This is a genomic window from Desulforhopalus glucosivorans (genome assembly GCF_054397165.1).
Genome location: NZ_AP044854.1, coordinates 4,119,530 through 4,140,517 on the forward strand (window position 1 = coordinate 4,119,530; position 20,988 = coordinate 4,140,517).

The following is a 20,988-nucleotide window of genomic DNA, read 5'->3' on the forward strand; positions in this document are numbered from 1 at the left end:
CAACGCGGAAGATAGTAACTGATGATCGAGCGACTTTTTCTGAAAACAGTCAAACTTTATTGTTACTAAATTTGTGTGAAATTTGTACTAAGTGGAAAAATTGGTCAAACTTTAGTCATATCTCCTGACTAAAAACATGAGGAATAACCTTGTTTTGGTCAAACATTATTGTCTGCCGACACCTGCCAACAAGTAATTCACCCTGATTTCATAATCTGGTGCCAGACTCTCCCTCCATCCAATTATCTTGACATTAGGCTGTTTTTTTCTTGAGAAAGTTACTAAATCACTCACTTTTTTGATCCTTGAAATAAAAGACGCTATAATAGTGTTGCTTCATATTTTTATTAAAAGTTGATTGAGCCTTTTGCAAAAATAGGATTTTCGTCCAAGATCAAGGCCTGTGAAAAATTTTACCACAGGCATATAGCTACTATTCCGAGGATAAATTTTTGAACAAAACGAAGATATTGGGCGCAAAGACACTTTTGCAATTGGCTCGATTAAATAAGAAATTGTATTGATTCGGCCCCATCTGCACCTTTGTCGAACCCACTCCTATTCTCCGTTATTTACGGTATTTGTATATTTGGGACACATGACCTCTTACACTACGCAACAGTTTAAAATCCATTTGGCGCAATACCAACGCTGGATTGCTTTACAGGGAAAACTCCTGCCATCGGCAGTGAGGGGTTGCCTATGTATACGACAAACTGATGGTAACGAGGCTCAACCAAGACCCGAATACATAGAGTGGCCTGAAAACTCGGATACTGATCATTTTCATCAGGTGTGTAAACGTGCAGAAAAGGAACAAAAGGGCGTTATCATCAGCTTTCAGGAAACAGGCAGAGACAGCTCAGAGCCCCCTCGCTCTGTTCATATTGCGCTTCCAATTCATCTTACCAGTAACAGTCTATTAATCAGCGCCTTTGAGTTACAACCAAGGGATAAGCAACAACTGCATCAGGCCATGCAGCAGCTTGAGTGGGGTTTACAATGGTTAAAGGAAGAAATTACGACAACACCAACGGCTGTCGCCAAAGTAACTGGTAGTACATATACTAACGAATTACTCTCATCGCTCCAGAATCAGCCAAGCCTTGCTAAGGCCACCACACTTCTAACAGATAAACTAGTATCCCTTTTTGACTGCCTCCGTGTAAGCATCGGTCGATATCAAAACCAGCAAGTCTCAGTCCTTGCCATATCCCACCAATCTACAATAGAAAGAACAAGCCCCGTTGTAACTGATATCATCGAGGCCATGGAAGAGTGTGTTGACCAAGACGTAGAGGTGATCTATCCAGATTCTGGAACGTGCCACGGCCCCATTACCCATCAACACCAGCTACTATCCGCAAAACACGGTGCTCAGCAAATCATCTCATTCCCAATTTCATCAGCCCATCAGGAAGAGAAGTTTGTTGTTACCCTTGAACAAAAAAACCTCCAACAGATAGGTGAGTCTGAACTCCAATCACTCAGACAATTAATTATTAGTATTGGTCCGCTTCTAAACAACCTCTCACTCAGTGAGCAACCACTTCTCACAGTTGGCCGAAGACGAATCAAACACAAACTGCAAGGTTTCAAAGATAACAAAATAGCGGCAACGATAAAGGCTGCTGTTCCCCTTCTTATCCTACTCATTATTTTCTTTGGCAGAGGCGATTTTCGTATTGAAGCAGATGTTACTCTTTCGGGAACCATACTTCGAACTATTGTTGCACCCTTTCCAGGCTATGTTGCTGAGGCTAACAAAAGTGCTGGAGATCACGTGGCAGAGGGAGAAATCCTTGCCTCACTCGACACCAGTGACCTTACCCTTGATGAACTGAGCTGGAAGAGTAAATACAGCCAGGCCGATTTAGAATACAGAAAGGCCATTGCTGATAACGCAACCTCCCTGGCAAAGATAATCAATCAACAGAAAAAACAGGCAGAAATCCAACTCTCCCTTCTTCAGCTGCAAAAACAGCGCGCTGAGATACGAGCGCCCTTCACCGGCACCCTTGTAACAGGCGACCTCTCCCAAGCCATAGGCGGACCTGTGGAGCGTGGGAAAATGCTCTTTGAGATGATTCCCGATGGAGGCTTTACAGTTCTTGCCCAAGTAGATGAGAAGGATATAAGCCTTATACAACATGGCCAGAGCGGAGTCGTCGTGTTTAACAGCCTGCCCAAGGAAACGTTTAGCTTCACCGTGACGAAGATCACTCCAAAAGCAACGGCTAAAGATGGTACCAATAGTTTCAGGGTTGAAGCAAGCCTTGAAGAAACAGCAAAACGACTGAGCCCTGGCATGACAGGCTACGGAAAGATTGGTGTCGGCAGAAAGCCCTATATCTGGCTATGGACAAGAAGCCTCATGAATAAATTACGTCTTCTTGGCTGGAACATGAGACCATGAATACTGTATCAGGCCATCAAGTCAACACCGATAATTGGGGAATCATCGCTGGGCTATACCCACAGCTCAAATCTCATATTACCTTGAGCCGCCACCATTTTCGGGGAGAGATTTCCTATGTACTTGAGGATTCCATAACCAAAACCCGCTATGGTTTTTCTAAAGAAGCCTATGAGGTCGTAGGCCGCCTGAACGGAAAATTCTGTTCTGAAGAGATTTATAACTACCTGCAAAATAAGCTGGAAAAACAAGGGCCAACCCAAGAGGCCATCGTTGAGATCATCACCCAACTCAGTAGAATGGAGGCTCTGACGGACAATAAGCTGTTAGAACGTTTAGGCCAGATCCCGGCACAGAAACAACCACAGGGTAACAACCTGATTGACCAGTTAAAAAACAGTCCTCTCTTTCTCCGCCTGCCTCTGTTTAATCCAAGCCCTATTATCACGAGATACCGAAATGTTGTTCAAGGACTTTACACGAAGTTCTTCCTTTCACTACTACTTATTCTTTTTGCATTTGCCGCCTGTACTCTTTTTTTGAACTTGCCAGAACTGAGCCATAACCCTCTGGACAGGATCTTCTCCCAGCATAATCTCTTTATTCTCTGGCTACTCTATCCCATAGTGAAAACTATTCACGAGTTTGCCCATGCATTTTCTGTGAAATATTATGGAGGTGATGTAACCGAGATGGGACTTATGCTCCTGCTCTTTGTTCCTGTTCCCTACGTGAACGCCTCAGACTCGTCAAGCTTCACCAATAAATGGCAACGTATAATCGTTGCGGGCTCAGGCATCTTAGCGGAACTGGCACTGGCGTCCCTTGCACTGCTTCTCTGGACGATTGTGGAACCAGGAGTGATACGCACCATCGCCTTTAACACCATGTTGATATGTGGGGTATCGACCCTGATTTTTAATGGGAACCCACTGGTTCGCTTTGATGGCTACTATATTCTCAGTGATCTTATTGAGATACCTAACCTTGCGACAAAAAGTAGTTCGTACCTCTGGCACCAGGGCCTTCGTTTTTTCACCGGAATTGAACTTGGCAAACCTGCAGAAACTTCCAGAAAGGAAAAAAGATGGCTCCTCTTCTACGGCATAAGTTCATTTTGCTATAGATTGACCATTTATGGTTCAATATTTTACTTTTTTGCCAGTAAACTCGGTCCCATTGGCGCTATTATCGGTCTCCTCGGTATTGGCCAGCTCCTCTACAAACCTCTACAACAGAGGATACTACCTCTCCTCCGGTCCCGGAAATATGGTTCTAAACGACGTACGTTATTCTCTCTTCTCACCTTATATCTCGCAGTAATCATAGGTATCATAACTCTTATCCCCCTACCCTACACTACCCCAACTGAGGGTGTCGTCTTACAACCTGAAGACAGTCTTATTAAAATACAAAGTAGTGGTATTATCACATCCATAGTGGCCACACCTGGTACTGTTGTAGAAAAAGGAGATGTGCTCATTGTTGCCGAAGATGACGAACTCCACCACGCCATTCTTTTACTGGAATCACAACTCGTAGAGCTTCGTCTTAAAGAAGTTGCCGCCTTTGCAGAAAGCCCTTTTGAAGCTAGAATTATCAGAGAAAAAATTTTAGATCTCTCCGACCGACTGGAGCATAAGAAAAAGCAGAAACGGAACCTTACTGTCACCAGCCCCCTGACCGGTAATTTTATCGTTCAACAGTCCGGGGAACTGATAGGAAAGTTCTTTAAGCAGGGGGATTTACTTGGATTCATCCAAAACGATGCAACAATAATCAGAACTGTTATTTCACAGGTCGATATTGACCCAATTCTTGAAAATCTTTCAGATATTAGGATCAGTGTTGTATCCGAACCTGGAAAAAACTTTACGGGAACCGTTCTGTCAGAACATCCCCATGGGACATTTAAGCTCCCGAGTCAAACTCTTGCTGCCGAAGGTGGAGGTCGTATCATCACAAACCCTGATGACCCTGCACAACTTATGACTATTGAAGAGATGTTTCAACTCGACATCCAACTGACGACACCGATACATAAGCCTTTCGCCGAAAGCAGAGCGTATATCAGGTTTTACCATGGATATCAGCCGTTGCTCTTTCGCTTAGTGCGCAGACTACAACAGCTTTTCCTCACCCAGTTCAGAGGCTGAAACTGTATAAACGACAACTCATTGACAGACTCACCCATTTTTTTTACGAATCAGAAAAATAATCCTCTCACATTTATTTACGATTTGATACAATAATTGAGTATTATTCTCAACAGGTCTATCCGGTGGGGGCGGCGGATAGATCAATACAATTTATTTTTATGTGTGGAAGTTAAAATTGCCCATTTTTGAACAACTTGAACCAAGAATACTCCTCTCTGCAGACCTCATTCCCCTACCCGTAGATGCAGATCCAATAGACACCACTGAAGCTATTGACGAGACTGTCCAGGCCCCAGCGGATAACACACCTGAGTCCAACAGTACAGATATGTCAACTGAGCTGGCCCAGACGTCAGCGGGTGAAATTGTCGCTGATAGTCAAACCATTGAAGTTATTGATAATGAGGCTGACCCTAGCCAACTCACGGTCGATACACCCGCTGCTGAGACCAGTTCCCAGGAATTTATCTTTATCAACGACGATATTGAAGGTTTTGAGGCGCTGAAAGAGGACCTGACGACAAAGAAAAACAGTGAGGTTATCATCCTCAGCAGCCAAGAGGACGGGCTCACTCAGATAAATACAGCACTGAATAATGCAGAAAATATTGGAGCCCTCCACTTCTTCAGCCACGGAAGTGACAGTACCGTTAAGCTCGGCTCATCCTGGCTCAACTCTTCAAACCTGAGCGAGAATCAAGACTCCATTAGCTCATGGGGCGAACATCTCACCGAAGATGGTGACATTCTTTTCTACGGTTGCGACCTGGCCGCATCAGAAGCTGGAGAAAGCTTCATTAATGACATTGCAACACTTACAGGAGCTGATGTCGCAGCAAGTGTTGACCCGACAGGCCACTTCACTCAAGGTGCTGACTGGATTCTGGAATATGAAACAGGAGAAGTTGAGAGTGTCGTTCCGGTGAGTTCACAGCTGCAATCCGACTGGCTGCATATTCTCGCTGAAGAAACCATTGGAGACAGCTTTGACGATGACAACGGTTACTCAGGTAACAGTGGTACTGTTGACTGGATAAGTGATTGGATTGAAATTGGAGACGATGATGATGCAAGCAGTGGAGAGGTACAAATAAGCAACGACACTCTTCTTATTAAACCTGCTGCGAGTAATGAAACCATAAGAGGAATCACACGTGTAGCCGATTTAACTGACGCAGCTTCCGCCTATCTCAGCTTCGATATAGACGATAAATGGGGAGGAACCGTTTCTGTACAGATACGGGACGATGGTGGTGACTGGACAACCCTCTTTGATGATGAAATCATATGGTATACAGATGCAACACGTCTTCAATTTGATATTTCTGATTACACCTCTGCCACAACAGAAATACGCTTTGTCTCCGAAGGCACTGATTATGGTGGTTCATCAGATGCTCCATCCGTATGGGCTACTTTCAATGTTGATAACCTCAGCATCGACTATACAACCGACACATGGTCTTCAGCCCTTTGGTTTTCGACTGAAAACGATGTCGGCAATGGAGGACAAACTGGAATTGAAAATTGGACCGAGGCCGATGTCATCAGCTTGAATAACTCTGGTGCCAACTTCGGTTCAACCACCGAGGGCTACTTTTCAATGGCCGCTCAACTTTCAACATTTGCGGACGGTGCCGATATTCGTAGCCTCCACTATGTAACGACAAAGATGTACATTGGTGATACTGAACTCAATGTTGGTGACATCCTCTTTTCAGCTCATAGTCTTGACTCAGCCTCGTTTGGCGATATTAATGCCAGCGACAATGACATCATCCTCTTCAGCCCAACAAATAGTGACTATAGCGCAGGCACATTCTCCATTTTTCTAGATGATATCTCTGACAAAAAAATTAATGGTATCACTCTGGTTGAATCGGCGGTCACCGTGGGAGATCGGGATCTCCAGGCAGGAGACATACTCATAACCCACGATGGTGGCAGTGAGCACAGCGATATTTACCATTTACAAATGGTTGAGAAAACCATCGGCCTAACCACAACCGTTACATACACTCCTTCTGTACTTATAGAAGGCGATGATACGAAGGTTGGTATCGACGAAAAAATCACAGGCATTGATCTTGTCGAACGAACGACGACCATTGGCAACACAGAGCTTCAGGCTGGAACAATCCTGCTCTCATTAAACAACGAAGACAGTATTCCAATCGCCGGCTCGCCAGACAGCGTTAATGTAGCTGTCAACGATATCATTGCCCTCGAGGTAATAACAACCTCTTCCCCCGATGGCTCAACAGACAATCAAGGTGAAGTGTCTGCTTCAATGTTTTTTGAAGGAGAAGATGTCTCCTTTGATTCAAACGATGAAAAATTTGACGCCTTTTCCCTCACCATTACAGGAGAGATTCCTCAACCAACGTTTACCAGTGTCAGTTTTGATGAACAGTCCAAGACCATAACCCTTGCAGGGACAAATCTCGATTTTATAGGGGCCATAGGAACAAACGTTAAAGATCAACTGGACTGGTCCAAAATCACATGGGACGTAAACGGTGACGGATCAACAACATCTGATATCACTTTTGATATTACTAACATTTCCACCGTACTCACTTCCACGACCACTCTTACCATTAACCTCACAGGTGATAAAACCATTGAGATAACAGGAACTGAGGGATACGGAGAAGACGGCGGAACTGATACGCTCACGATCCTACCCGGTTTTGTAAGTAATGAATCGGGTGATTTGGCCACCACCGATGGCCTTACTGATGCTCCTATTTCTACCAGCACCGCACCGGTGGGAGTTAACCTCTCTAACACCAGTATTCCCGAAAACACCGACACCACAAATGGCTTCACCGTGGGTACGCTCTCCACCACTGATTTTGATCCAGCCGAAACCCACACCTACGATATTACCGGCGGTGTGGACAGTGGATATTTTGTTCTTGGCGGAACAAATGGCGATGAGCTTATCCTTAACGATGGTCTTCTCGACTATGAGACGAAATCCACCTACACTGTCGAAATTACCGTAACCGACAGTACTGGCCAGACAGCCATCCAAACATTGACCGTATCAATCAGTGACATCAACGAAACTCCTGCCATTACAGAAAACAGTCTGACAATTAATGAAGATCAGACTGTGACCCTCACAAGCAGCGACCTTGCTGCAACCGATGAAGAATCAATAGATGGGGACCTATTATTTACTGTTGAAACAGTTGATGGTGGCCAGTTTGAAAACACTGACTTACCAGACACTGCAATTACCAGCTTTAATCAAACAGATGTTGCAGACGGGAAAATCATCTTTGTCGATGATGGAGACGAAACAGCCCCAAGTTATTCAATATCAGTCTCCGATGGCACCCTCACTTCAGCAGAGGCTTCAGCTACCATAGATTTTACAGCCATTAATGACGCACCAGTCATCAATAATAACTCTCTGAGTCTTGATGAAGGAGAGCGAAAAACACTCACAACGACCGATCTGAATGTAAGTGATGGAGATAATATTGCGAGTGAACTGTTGTTCACAGTCAACTCGGTGAGTGAAGGACAGTTTGAACTTTCAACAGACACAGGCACAGCCATTACCAGTTTTACCCAAGAGGATCTGGATTCTGGTTATGTACAGTTCGTCCATAACGGGGGAGAAATAACTCCTGCATATAGCCTCAGCGTATCCGATGGAGAAGATTCATTCGGCCCGTCCAATGCGACCATTACACTCACCAACATCAACGATACACCCACCCTCCAACATTACTCCCTTAATATCCAGGAGGGAGAGACAGTTCTCATCACAGATGTGCAGCTACTTGCCAGTGACCCCGATGATAATGCAACAGCCCTCACCTATACGATATCAAACCCACTTGCGGGTAAATTCTTTACAACCGGTGATGCCACAACAACAGCAATAACCAGTTTCACCCAGGACGATATTAATAACGGGCTTGTGAGTTTCGTCCATGATGGCAGTGCAACTTCACCAAGTTATGATGTAGAGGTGAAAGATGATAAAGGTGCTAGCAGCGGTGCAATCGCCGCCAGTATTACGTTTTACACCACAAACGATGCTCCCGTCTTTGAAACCAATATCCTTACTATTAATGAGGGGGAAAGTGTCACCCTGACAGATGACAACTTTTCTGCAACTGATGACGAGCAAGGCCCGGCAAGTCTAATTTTCATAATAAGCGGAGTGGGTCAGGGCCAATTCGAATCCACACATAACCCTGGAACTTCTATTACCTCTTTTACCCAGGCTGATATCAATGCCGGTAAGATCATCTTCAAACACAATGGTGGAGAGACAGCACCATCATACACAGCTACAGTTTCCGATGGATTGGCCAGTGATAGTCTCAGTAGTACCATTAACTTTACACCCGTCAACGACGCCCCAGAAATCATAACCAACACGATCACCTTAAGTGAAGGTGATACCGTAGCTATCACCTCATCCATTCTTGAAGCAACAGATAATGACGACACCAGCCCAAGTCTTACTTTTACGGTATCTGAGCTCAGCGGAGGTATTTTTACCACAACAGCTGACAGCTCAACAGCAATCACCACCTTTACCCAGGCACAAATAACAGCAGGCAATATCCAGTTTATTCATGACGGGGGAGAAGATGCCCCAGAATATCAGATTACCGTGACAGATGATGATCTTGCATCAACAACCCAGGCTGCAAATGTAATCTTTGCAAAGGTCAATGATGCACCACAGCTTATCAACAACAAGCTCATCGTAGATGAGGGTGGTACAGTCACTCTATCTGCTGCCAGCCTATCGGCCAGTGACCCGGATAACATCAGCTCAAATCTCACCTTCACAGTTGAGACAATTACAGGTGGCCAATTTGAAAACACATCTGTTCCAGACAACGAAATATTCTCTTTTACCCAGGGGGAAATTCTAGCAGGTGAAATTATCTTTGTCCATGATGGAGAGGAGGCCGCTCCTCTTTATGAGATTAGTGTAACAGATGATGGCACACCACCTGAATCAACAGCAGCATCGACCGCAACGATTACATTCAACTCAATCAACGACATACCTGATCTTTTGGTCAATACAATAACGCTGTCAGAAGGCGACACTGTCACCCTTGATAACAGTATACTTGCTGCAACGGACAGTGATTCCAACGTACCTGATCTCATCTTTACTGTTACCAATCTTACTTCAGGTAATTTTATCAACATTAATGACCCTGCTACAGCCATAACCAGTTTTACCCAAAACCAGATAACAAATGGTGAGATTCGTATCATTCATGATGGCGGTGAAGATGCCATTAGTTACAGTGTTTCCGTGTCTGACAGCAATCTTACAACAACTGCCGCTCCAGCAACTGTCAATTTTACAGGAGTCAACGACGCCCCAACACTACACATCCTCGGCTCCAATGAATCCTACACTGAGGATAGTACCCATTCACTTTCAGACATACGTATCACTGATAGTGACAGTGGAACTAACTATGAGGTTTCCCTTAAACTCTCTGACAATCTTGCTGGAATCCTACATGCCGATGTTAGCAGTTATCCTAGTACTACCAGTGTATTTTCAGGGGGGACGCTCACTGTTTCCGGCACTAACATTTCTGACATCAACTCTGTATTACACACCACTACCTTCAGTCCAGCACTCAATTACATTGAAGATTTTACTATCACTATAACAGCCACAGACGGTTTAAACTCGTCCAATCCACTGACAAAGAACCTCCATGCCATTCACGTCAACGATGCTCCAACAGCAAGCTCGCTGAACCAGAGTGGGACATATACAGAAGATATACGTTATGATTTGGAGGACATTGTTGTTGCAGACGTAGACCAAAACGAAACAATATCTGCCCAGATGACCCTGTCATCCCCCGGTTTTGGCACTCTTTCAACGGCAGGTGGGGCTAATTTTGATGCAATAAGCGGTATCTGGTCAATCAGTGGCACTGTGACTGAGGTCAATAATGCACTGTCCCTCGTTTCTTTTATTCCCACAGCAGATAGTTTGGAAGACACAACCATTACAGTGCAAATTGAGGATGGTAAAGAAGATGGAGCTACTGCGCTTAGTGGTACAATCAACCTCACGGGTACAGCGGAGGCCGATGCACCACTAATCTCAGATGAGGTTACTGAAACGACATCTGAGATTAGTAGCCGTGAAGAAGAAACTTCAGAATCAGAGGGAGGCAGTAGTCCAGATACAGGTGGCGATAGTCTCGGAGAAGAAATCACAGTGACAGAAGAAATCAGTGGAATCGACGAGACTCTTGAGCTTGTTACCGGACTTGAAACCGGTGCGAGCGATGCTGACCCTCAGAATGAAGATTCTTCATCCCCTGATGCCGAGGAGACCACAAAAGAAACCGACGATGTCTCCGCTGGGGATGCAAGCGAAGATGAGGATGCAGACAGCTCTCTCTCCTATGTCAATGCACAAAAGATTCAAGAATCGTCTTCAGCCACTGAACTGTTTGATATTGCGGCCACCTTTGATAGTGTAACCTTTGATATGTCCTTTGATAGTGCATCAGTTCATTCATTCTCCCTTTCTTCCAGTGCCGCCCCCCAGACAATTAAAAGCGACTCCTTATTAGTTACTGCAGGCCCGGAAGAGAGTGAGATTTACTCCACATCCAATTACGATTTACTGGACCTGGAATATAGAGATCGTAGTTTTGAAGAGTACCAGTCAGTGCGTAAATCCCTTGAAAACTTCAGGGAACAGACAGAACAAGAGGCCTCCATTGAAAAAACAGTGGTTGGCTCAGCAATCGCCGCATCTACTGGACTATCAGCTGGTTATGTGATATGGCTTCTCAGAAGTGGTGCTCTTTTAAGCTCCATTTTATCATCTTTACCGGCCTGGCAACTCGCAGATCCCCTTGCTGTTTTAGCAGGTGCCAAGGGTGGGGATGAGGAAGATGACGATTCCATCGAGTCAATAATCGAAAAAGGTACACATCAACCAACACCAGAGGAAAAAGCTCAACATCCTCCAAAAACTCAATAGGTAAAGAGAGTGTTACATAGGATGTTCTGTTAATATGAAAGGCCTCAGCGCAAAATCAAGAGTCTCTTTGGGACTCGTTGGTATCATAGTAACGATACTCATGGTGGGAAGTTACATCGGTATTATTCCTGATGTGCAGAAAGCCGAGAGGAACGGTCGTACTGCCCTCGCCGAAACCATAGCCATCTACAGCTCTGCCCTCGTGGATAAAGCCAGCCCCGAGCGTGTTGCAGATGACTTTTCTCTTCTTGTTGAGCGCAACACTGACCTTGCATCCATTGGCCTGAGAAGAGAGGATAGTTCACTCTTTAGCGCCACAGCGGATCATGAAGAGTTGTGGCAGGAGATGAGTAGTGGCTTTTCCGCAGGACCACAGCTCCGCGTACCAATATGGGCTGGCGAAAAAGAATGGGGTCAACTTGAGCTTCGCTTTGTGGATCACTCATCTACGATCCTCTGGGGACTTTTAGACGACCCGCTCATTCGAATTGTTCTCTTTATTTTCTTTTTCTGCTTCATCATTTTCTATTTTTATCTGGGGAAGGTGCTCCGACAACTTGACCCATCCCAGGCAATTCCGGGTCGGGTACGCTCAGCGCTTGACACCATGGCTGAGGGTCTACTTATCCTGGACAAGAAAGAACAGGTGGTACTAGCCAACAAGGCCTTTGCCGATATCTTCGGCAAAAAATCTAATGATCTGCTTGGACTTAAAGCCTCTGAATTCAGTTGGAAGAATAAAAACGGAGACGTCATAAAACCCGAAGACAGACCTTGGCTCATAGCCCTTAGAGAAGGTAAAATTAAAAAGGACCAGATGCTCTCACTCGAACTTGAGGGGGGGATTCAAAAATCTTTTAAGGTGAACTGCTCTCCTGTCCTTGGTGAAAACAAAAATTATGCAGGCGTACTCGTTGGTTTTGACGACATTACACTACTGGAGAAAAAAGAGACTGAGCTCAGAAAATCAAAGGAAGAAGCTGAAGAGGCCAATAACGCTAAAAGTGCGTTTCTTGCCAACATGAGCCATGAGATACGAACTCCGATGAATGCAATCCTCGGTTTCACTGACATCCTCAAACGGGGGTATGTGAAAAATGAGCAGGAAAGCCTCAAGTATCTCAATACCATACATTCCAGTGGCAAAAGTCTTCTGGAACTGATCAATGATATCCTTGATCTTTCAAAGGTTGAATCCGGAAAACTGGAGTTTGAGAGTATACGCTTTCAACCGTACCAGACTATTGCCGAAGTCGTTGAGATGCTCCGGCCCAATGCTGAAAAAAAAGGTCTCGCCCTTTCCTGGAAAGCAACAAAAGACGTACCTGACACGATCTTTGCTGACCCTGGCAGGTTTAGGCAAATTCTCTTCAACCTCATCGGCAATGCTATTAAATTTACTGATAAAGGTTCTGTTCAAATCATATGCTCCTTTGATATGGAGACCAAACCAAACTGTCTGCAAATTGACATTATTGATAGCGGTATCGGCATGTCACAACTAGCTCTTGCGAACGTATTTGACCCATTTGTCCAAGCTGATGTCACCGTCAGCAGGCGCTTTGGAGGAACCGGCTTAGGTCTTTCAATCAGCCGAAAATTTGCACGGGCCTTAGGTGGTGATATCACTGTCACCAGCATCGAAAATGAGGGAAGTACATTCTCCATAACCATACCTGCTGGAAACCTGCCTGACTACACCCTTATCTCCCCAACAGCTCTTCTTCAACAAACAGAAGAATATTCAACAACAACATCCGGCTCATGGAACTTTAAAGAGGAAGCCCGGATCCTTGTGGTTGATGATGGGGCAGAGAACCGGGAACTCGTCAAGATTGTGCTGGAAGAGGCGGGCCTTTTAGTTGATGAAGCTGAAAATGGAGCCATTGGAGTTCAGCTTGCCACAACAAACAATTACGACCTTATTCTCATGGACGTACAGATGCCGGTGATGGATGGTTTCACAGCTGCCAGAACAATGAGAGAGAAGGGGATCAGTCTCCCGATTATTGCCCTTACAGCCAATGCCATGCAGGGTTTTGAGCAGGAATGTCTGGATAATGGTTACAGTGATTACACTACAAAGCCTGTGGATATTGATAAACTCATGGAGATGGTGGCGAACTACCTGCAAGAGGGTGATTTTGATCAACCAGCTTCTACCGCCACTCAAACAGTCTCCAAAATGGATAAAACTGACAATCCAAAACCTGCCATTCAGCCTTCTGAGCCTGTTATCTCAAGATTTTCTGAGCACCCAAAACTGAAAAAAGTTGTCCAGCAGTTTGCTGATAAACTCCCAGGCGAGATAGTTTCCCTCAATGCTGCCCATGCAACAGGTGACCTTGCGAAGGTGGCCAACCTGGCCCATTGGCTAAAAGGTGCTGCAGGAACCGTTGGTTACGACGCGTTTACTAAACCTGCAGAGCGTTTGGAGGCCGCAGCAAAATCAGAGCAGCGTAACGCCATCCCGGCCCTGCTCACAGAGATCAATACATTAACAGCAAACCTGGTCTCCCCAGAAGGTCCAATAAGCCCCCAACAACAGGTCCCCTCAGAACAAGACAGAGTAGATACAGAAGAAGATTATAACTCACCCGTTGTCTCACGGCTTGCCAATCACCCAAAGCTCAAGCAGGCAGTGCTCATTTTTACCAGGAAGCTACCAACTGAGATAGTAAAGATGGAGCAGGCTGTCCAGATAAACGACTACCAGGAGTTATCTCATCTGGCTCATTGGCTGAAAGGGGCTGGAGGAACCGTTGGCTACGACGCCTTCACAGAGCCCGCTAAAGCACTTGAGCTGTCAGCAAAGGAAAAAGACATAAACAAATGCGTACTTAATGTAAAAAAAATAATTAATATTGCCCGAAACATTGAAGCTCCCAGCTGAGGCATGTATTATTTATAATACCCTTTTGTATTAGACCAACATCAGGCTAACTTAGGCTAACATTTTAACCGAGTAATAATGTTTCAAATTGACAAAAACTTAATGAATGCCACCATAATGATGGTGGACGATGAGCCGATCACAATGATGGTCGTCCAGACCTTCTTAGAGGAATTTGGATATACAAAGTTTATCCAGGTTGAAGATCCTCTTGAAGCAATGGAGATCCTGGAATATAATCTCCCCGACATTCTTTTACTCGACCTGATTATGCCCGGAAAGTCCGGAATGGACATTCTCTTTGAAATTCGCAATCATCCCCGGCTTTCCAGGTTACCGGTGGTTGTCCTTACCGCATCTTCTGATGCCCAGGATAAACTCAAGGCCCTCGAGATTGGTGCCACGGACTTTCTCTCCAAACCTGTTGACCAGAGTGAGCTTGGCCTTCGAATCCGAAACACACTTGCAGCCAAAGCATATACTGATCAACTCGCGTATTACGATCCTATTACCAAACTACCCAATAGTAACTTATTTCAGGAACGCCTTGACTGGGCCCTCTCCCGAGCAAAAAGATACAATGAGAACCTTGCTCTTGTTCATATCAGCCTTGACAATTTCAGCAGAATAAATGCAACAATAGGTATCAATTCTTCAAACAATGTTATCACCCTGCTGGCAGATCGTCTCAAAGAGGTCACCAGAAGAATTGATGTGTTATCGACATCCACTGATGACTTCAATGGCACCCTCGGCCTTTTCAGAGCAGAAGGCAGTGGCTTCAGTCTTCTCGTGAACCACCCAAAAAATGCCGAATCCTCAGCTGTTGTTGCAGGCAGACTACTTAATACAATACGAGAACCCTTCATAATCGAGGGTAACGAATTTGCTGTCACCGCCTCCATTGGTATTGCAACTTTTCCAGAAGAAGGAGATGATGCAGAAACCCTGCAACGGCTTGCCATAAGTGCAAAAGATTACGGGAAAAGTAAGGGTGGCGATAGTTTTCATTTCTCTTCCCAGACCATCAACGCCATTTACGAAAAGCGGCTTCAAATGGAATTTCGCCTGCGAAAAGCCATAGACAAAGACGAGCTCCTCCTTTACTACCAGCCAAAAGTAAATGTTGAAACCGGAATAATTGAGGGAGTCGAAGCACTTGTGCGTTGGCAAAACGATACTCTCGGTCTTGTTTCACCTGCTGATTTCATACCCCTTGCGGAAGAAACAAAGCTCATCATCCCCATTGGAGAATGGGTTCTGCTTGAAGCATGTAAAACAGTAGTTTCCTGGAATCAACAGGGGAAAAAAAATGTTTCCATGGCGGTGAACGTGTCACCTCTACAAATTGACGATCCAGATTATGTAGATATCACCAGAAAAATTCTAGAAACAACTAATGTGGACCCCAGCTGTATAAAACTCGAGATCACAGAGGGGCTGTTTCTTGAAAATATAGAAGAAAAGATTAGAACCCTTAAAGCGCTGAAAGATCTTGGTGTACAAATAAGTATTGATGATTTTGGAACCGGTTATTCCTCTTTAAGCTACCTTGGTAAATTACCGGTGGATGAGCTGAAAATTGATAGATCATTTTTAAAGAATGTCGAATCAAACGAGGAGAGCAGAGCCATTATTGCTTCTATAATTTACATGGCCCACAGTCTTAATTTATCAACTGTTGCCGAAGGTATTGAGAACAACCAACAACTGGACTACATCAAAACTCAACACTGTGATGTGTATCAGGGGTTTTATTTTAGCCGCCCCCTGCCCTTAGACGAAATAACTACACTTATCCCGTAACTGTATACGCTCCCGACGAATTCCTCTTTAACAGCACAGCTTATTTCAAGCGACCGAACCTCTGTATATTCAGGACTCATCATGGCTCAATGCCAAATGTTTCCAAAAAAAGTCCCTGTACCCACTGCAGATTCATGGCCATAAGGTTGAGACTCAATACTGCTTTCAAATGAGCCCTTTGGGCGTCAAAATACTCATCCTGGGAGTCAAGAAGTCGCTGATTGTCAACCCGGGAAATATCATAGAGAGCACTTTCTCTTTTAAATACCGCTTCATAGGCATTTTTCGAGCGTTCAGAGGCCTCTACTTCCTGTAGGGATAAAGAGGCCTCACTAAAAAGTGAATTCACTTCATAGCTGATACTTTCTATACTCTTTTTATATTCCAGCTTAGCCTGTTGCCCTCCAAGCATCGCTTTCCTCGTCTCAAGGGCGCTTCTGCGCCCTCCAATGGGCCATTCAACAAAAATTCCTGCATCCCAGCTGTCCTGTCCATCTGAGACAGCCCCATCTACAGAATCCCCATACTCTTCTCCAAGACCGTTCATGGTATAGGACGTTCTGAGATCAAGGGTTGGAAGTTCCAGATGCTTGGCGAGCTTATGCTTTATTTCTGCACTCTTTAACTCATGGCGTGCAATCTGTATCTCCTCACGCCGCGTCAGAGCCGTTCTCTGAATCTGGGCCAATTCAGGTAGGGTAAAGGTTTCAAGAAAAGGTTCTGTTGGGACAAGACTGCTATGAAAATAAGGGGAAAGTGGCGCAATACCAAGTAACTGTTTCAATTGATTAAGGGTGGTCAGGGCAAGCCTTTTATCGCCAAAATGTTTAAGACGCCGATCTTCAACCGATGACCTCGCACGATCAAGATCCAAAAGATTCGCAATGCCCTGCTCGTTACGTGTCTCAACGCGCTCTAATATTTTCTCGGCAGCTCCAATAGCACCCCTGCTTATTTGCTCCAGCTGATAATAATAGCTGTAACGCCAGTAATAGAGTGTTAATTCACGCAGCAAATCCGCAAGTTCTTTCCGATACTCAGCCTGGGATTGATTAAGCGATATGTTCGCAAGACGTATGTCTGATGTATTACTTTTATCACCAAAACCCTTCAAGAGTGATTGACGTAATTCAAATGAAAACCGTGAAGTGTACTGGGGATTGGGTATAGTCAGTTCGCTGTTATTTTCCAGGTTGTCCGCCTCATACGCAACAGTTGCACTACCACCTGTCGGCAGAGGTTGCTGAATGCCGGACCTCGTCAGCCATCCCTCTTCTGTCAGGGAATCTACACCATCAGTTCCATCGCTACCGGTATCAAGGAGTGACTGGATTGGCCGCTCAGAATCATAATAGTTTGTATCATTAAACAGAGTCGGGTCATATACGGTTTGTGTGATTTTCAGATCAGACTCTGCTATTGCAGGTGCCAGAAGGGCCAGCTGCACATCTCTATTTCCTGACAAGGCTACCTGCATTGCCTGGCGTAAATTAAGTTCTATACTTGCAGGTGAATCAGAAATATCAGAGGTTGTAGAGTATGAATCAAAAACACCTTGTAAGAAGGTGTCATCCTTAATGGGATTAAGGACTTCAACCGCTCTATTCTGTCTGGTCTCAGCAATAGTCAGATAGTGAGACAGGGAGGGATATAAACTTTCATTTTCCCAAACCTTGTATGCAAGATCCTCCTCAACACTCAACTCTTCAGCTATTGAGACTCCAGAAAGACTCATTACAGCGCTCAAAAGAACTGCGTAGCAGAAATATTTTTTTACTCGATTATTCATGTACAATTACACATTAAAAAGATAGTTTTCGGATACCAATAAAGATTACATCTACCGATGATTACTCATCAAAAATTACAGTTACACGCTCCCCGGCAGGTCGACGCCCACTATTTTCAACCATTAGGGTAACAGAAAGTGTTGTCGCAGCAGCATCAGCAATGGAGGCAATATGGGTAACTGTACCCGCAAGTTCTGTTGTATCAAGAAAAGTGACCCTGCCATTCTGGCCAACTGTAAGTGTCACCGCCTGATCCACGGGAACGGGCAGCTCGATTATGAGAGGGTCAATCTCAACCAGCCTTAAAACCGGAACCATGGCCTGAACCGTTTCTCCCGGCTCAACCATAATATCTTCTACAATGCCTCTCACTGGACTCTTGATGGTCAATCTCTCAATAAGTTCAAGAACACTCTCGAGTTTTAATACATCCTGTGAGTGCTCAAACTGTTTTACCTTGAGTTTAAGTAGAGCTGTATCAACCGCAAGGGCAGCATGGTCAACTTCCCACTGGGAGGTTGCACCTTTTTCCTGGGCGCGCTTCAGGTTAATCAGGTTTTTTTCATTCTGAATGAGTTCTACTTTTGCAAGCTCTACCGGGACTCCATTTTCAGAACGCCCTGTCAGAATTTTCTTCTGGATCTGTTCTATCTCGTCATCGAGGGCAACGAGTGTTGCACCCTGCTCAACCAGATCACCCTCTTTAACCATCACCTTTTTTATCTTCCCAGGCTGTACAAAAGAAAGCTCAACATCCGCAACCGGCTTGGTGATTCCATCAAGGGTCTGCACCTCGCCCTCTGCCTTGCATATTCCGCAACCAGCTATAATTGCGACCAGAGATACGACACGAAAAATATTTTTACTCAATACCATCCAACAATTCCCGGATAAAATATTTTACAGTTAACGAATTTAAAAGTGACTAACTACCAGTTTAAATCCATGAGTTTACAATAACTTATTTAAGTCTACCTATATCGAACACATATGTCGAAATTTTTCTTAATTTTCCTGTTTTAATCTGCAGAGCGCTGCTCTCACTGCTGCAGCTTAACATTCGTTTAAATTATTTTTGAGTTTCGAATGAAAATAAATTCGATTTCACTTGAACAAATCAGCAAACAAGTTTACAACATTTATTGTACATTTTTCACGAAACTGTCGAACGGTAGCACTCATTGTATCCTGCCTCGTCGACAACATTTTCATAAAAGAGGAATGAAAATTATGGTTTCCCCTGGCATTTTAGAGTCTTCGGGTGCTGCTGTCCAAACCCTTGAGACCGAAGTTTTAATCATTGGTGGCGGTGTAACCGGCGCTGGTATAATGCGCGATCTTGCCCTGCGAGGAATCCATACCCTCCTTGTAGATAAGCAGGATCTCTGTGCAGGAGCATCCGGAGGTAACCACGGACTTCTCCACTCTGGTGGTCGTTACGTCTCAAATGACCTTCACGCTGCCATTGAATGCAGGGTTGAAAATGAGATCCTCAAAAAACTGGCCCCCCAGTGTGTTGAAGACACCGGTGGCCTTTTTGTCGCCGTCAAAGGCGATGATTTGGATTTTGCCAGTAAGTTTCCTGGCTTTTGTAACGAAGCGGGTATTCAGGTCGATGAGCTGACAATTGAAGAAGCGCTGGCACTTGAGCCCTTTCTTTCAAAAGACCTCGTTAAGGCGTACCGGGTTCCGGATGCTACAATAGACCCTTTTAGACTTGCCCTTGAAAATGTTGCCCACGCAAGAGCGTTTAATGACAGTGTATATCGACCTCACACCCAGATTGTCAGTTTTATAACTGAGAACGGTGTTATCAAAGAGGCTGTATGTCTCGATAACAGAACCGGGGCAACAGTTCATATAAGAGCCAAACAATTTATAAACGCGGGTGGCGCATGGGCTATGAATATCGCCCAGCTTGCCGGCTGCAATGATGTGCATCTTTCCTACTCTAAGGGGACTCTCCTTATCAGCCATGACAGAATGGCTGACCATGTTGTGAACAGGTTGCGACCACCTTCCGATGGCGATATTCTCGTCCCGGGCGGTACGGTCTCTGTATTGGGAACCACATCTATTCGTACAGAAGAACTCGACAATGTCATTCCCACAGTTGAAGAGATTGACCGTAATGTCATTGAAGGAGCTGCGATGATTCCAGCCCTTGCCACAGCCAGATACATTCGAGCATTCTCACGAGTCCGCCCCCTTCTCCAAAGCTCAGGAGAGGGAGATGACCGTGAAGCGACAAGAGGCTTCGCTCTTCTTGGCCATACTTCTCAGAACCTTGAAAATTTCTGTACAATCACCGGTGGTAAGCTTACCACATTCCGCATGATGGCAAAAAAGACATCTGATCTGGTAGCCGAGAGAATGGGCAACACCACTGGATGTCAGACAGATACCATGCCCCTGCCTGATGGTGATGCCTGTCGCTGGACAGAACCCGGTGCCGCTCCCCGTTACTGGTATAAGGCCAACAACTCCGACGATATGATCCTCTGTGAGTGCGAGATGGTACCGCAGTCCGCCATCGACGAGATTGTTAAATGTGCCCCCAGTGCCGATGAAGAAATGACCCTTGAAGCCATCGCTCTTCGTTCAAGAGCGGGTAAGGGACCATGCCAGGGTTCGTTTTGCGGGATACGCATAGCATCCTATCTCTATGACAGAGGGTATTATCAAGACGATACCGGCCTGATTCATATGAGAGATTTTTTCAACGAACGCTTTAAAGGAATGAGAACAGTAATCTGGGGACAGCAAGCGGCTCAGATGGAACTTGCAGAAGCACTTCACTGTGGCCTGCTTGGTCTCGATAATCTGGATAACGATTAGTGCCGTACTCCTGGGCTTCTTCCATAAAAACAAGAAATTCAGGAATTGTTATTGAAATCGTAAGTTTA

Annotated in this window: 8 protein-coding genes; 6 read left to right on the plus strand and 2 right to left on the minus strand. The window is 45.0% G+C overall.

Annotated elements, in window-relative coordinates:
* Positions 1–598: 598 nt before the first annotated feature.
* From ACX6CI_RS17775 to ACX6CI_RS17795, 5 genes are all read left to right on the plus strand, one after another.
* Entirely contained in the window at positions 599–2,416 is a 1,818-nt protein-coding gene (locus tag ACX6CI_RS17775) for an efflux RND transporter periplasmic adaptor subunit (protein ID WP_458774997.1), read from the plus strand.
* On the plus strand, positions 2,413–4,572 hold the full coding sequence (locus ACX6CI_RS17780) for a hypothetical protein (RefSeq protein WP_458774998.1): 2,160 nt from the start codon (positions 2,413–2,415) through the stop codon (positions 4,570–4,572). Before ACX6CI_RS17775 ends, ACX6CI_RS17780 begins: the two co-directional genes overlap by 4 nt.
* A gap of 178 nt (positions 4,573–4,750) precedes the next feature.
* On the plus strand, positions 4,751–11,593 hold the full coding sequence (locus ACX6CI_RS17785; protein WP_458774999.1) for a cadherin-like domain-containing protein: 6,843 nt from the start codon (positions 4,751–4,753) through the stop codon (positions 11,591–11,593).
* A 34-nt stretch (positions 11,594–11,627) separates the two neighbouring features.
* Positions 11,628–14,486 (plus strand): hybrid sensor histidine kinase/response regulator, encoded by a 2,859-nt coding sequence (locus ACX6CI_RS17790; protein ID WP_458775000.1) that lies wholly within the window; start codon positions 11,628–11,630, stop codon positions 14,484–14,486.
* 78 nt (positions 14,487–14,564) lie between these two features.
* Entirely contained in the window at positions 14,565–16,292 is a 1,728-nt protein-coding gene (locus ACX6CI_RS17795; RefSeq protein ID WP_458775001.1) for a GGDEF/EAL domain-containing response regulator, read from the plus strand.
* Between the two features lie 79 nt (positions 16,293–16,371).
* Here ACX6CI_RS17795 and ACX6CI_RS17800 read toward each other — a convergent pair whose 3' ends face one another.
* Together ACX6CI_RS17800 and ACX6CI_RS17805 are read right to left on the minus strand one after the other, a co-directional pair.
* Positions 16,372–18,081, minus strand: coding sequence for a TolC family protein (locus ACX6CI_RS17800; RefSeq protein WP_458775002.1), 1,710 nt, complete (start codon positions 18,079–18,081; stop codon positions 16,372–16,374).
* Positions 18,082–18,142: 61 nt separating this feature from the next.
* Positions 18,143–18,958 carry an efflux RND transporter periplasmic adaptor subunit gene (locus ACX6CI_RS17805; protein ID WP_458775003.1) on the minus strand — a complete coding sequence of 272 codons (816 nt, stop codon included), beginning with the start codon at positions 18,956–18,958 and terminating at the stop codon, positions 18,143–18,145.
* Between the two features lie 354 nt (positions 18,959–19,312).
* Here ACX6CI_RS17805 and glpA point away from each other — a divergent pair, with 354 nt between their 5' ends.
* Positions 19,313–20,920, plus strand: a complete 1,608-nt coding sequence (gene glpA, locus ACX6CI_RS17810) for an anaerobic glycerol-3-phosphate dehydrogenase subunit A (protein ID WP_458775004.1) — start codon at positions 19,313–19,315, stop codon at positions 20,918–20,920.
* Positions 20,921–20,988 lie beyond the last annotated feature (68 nt).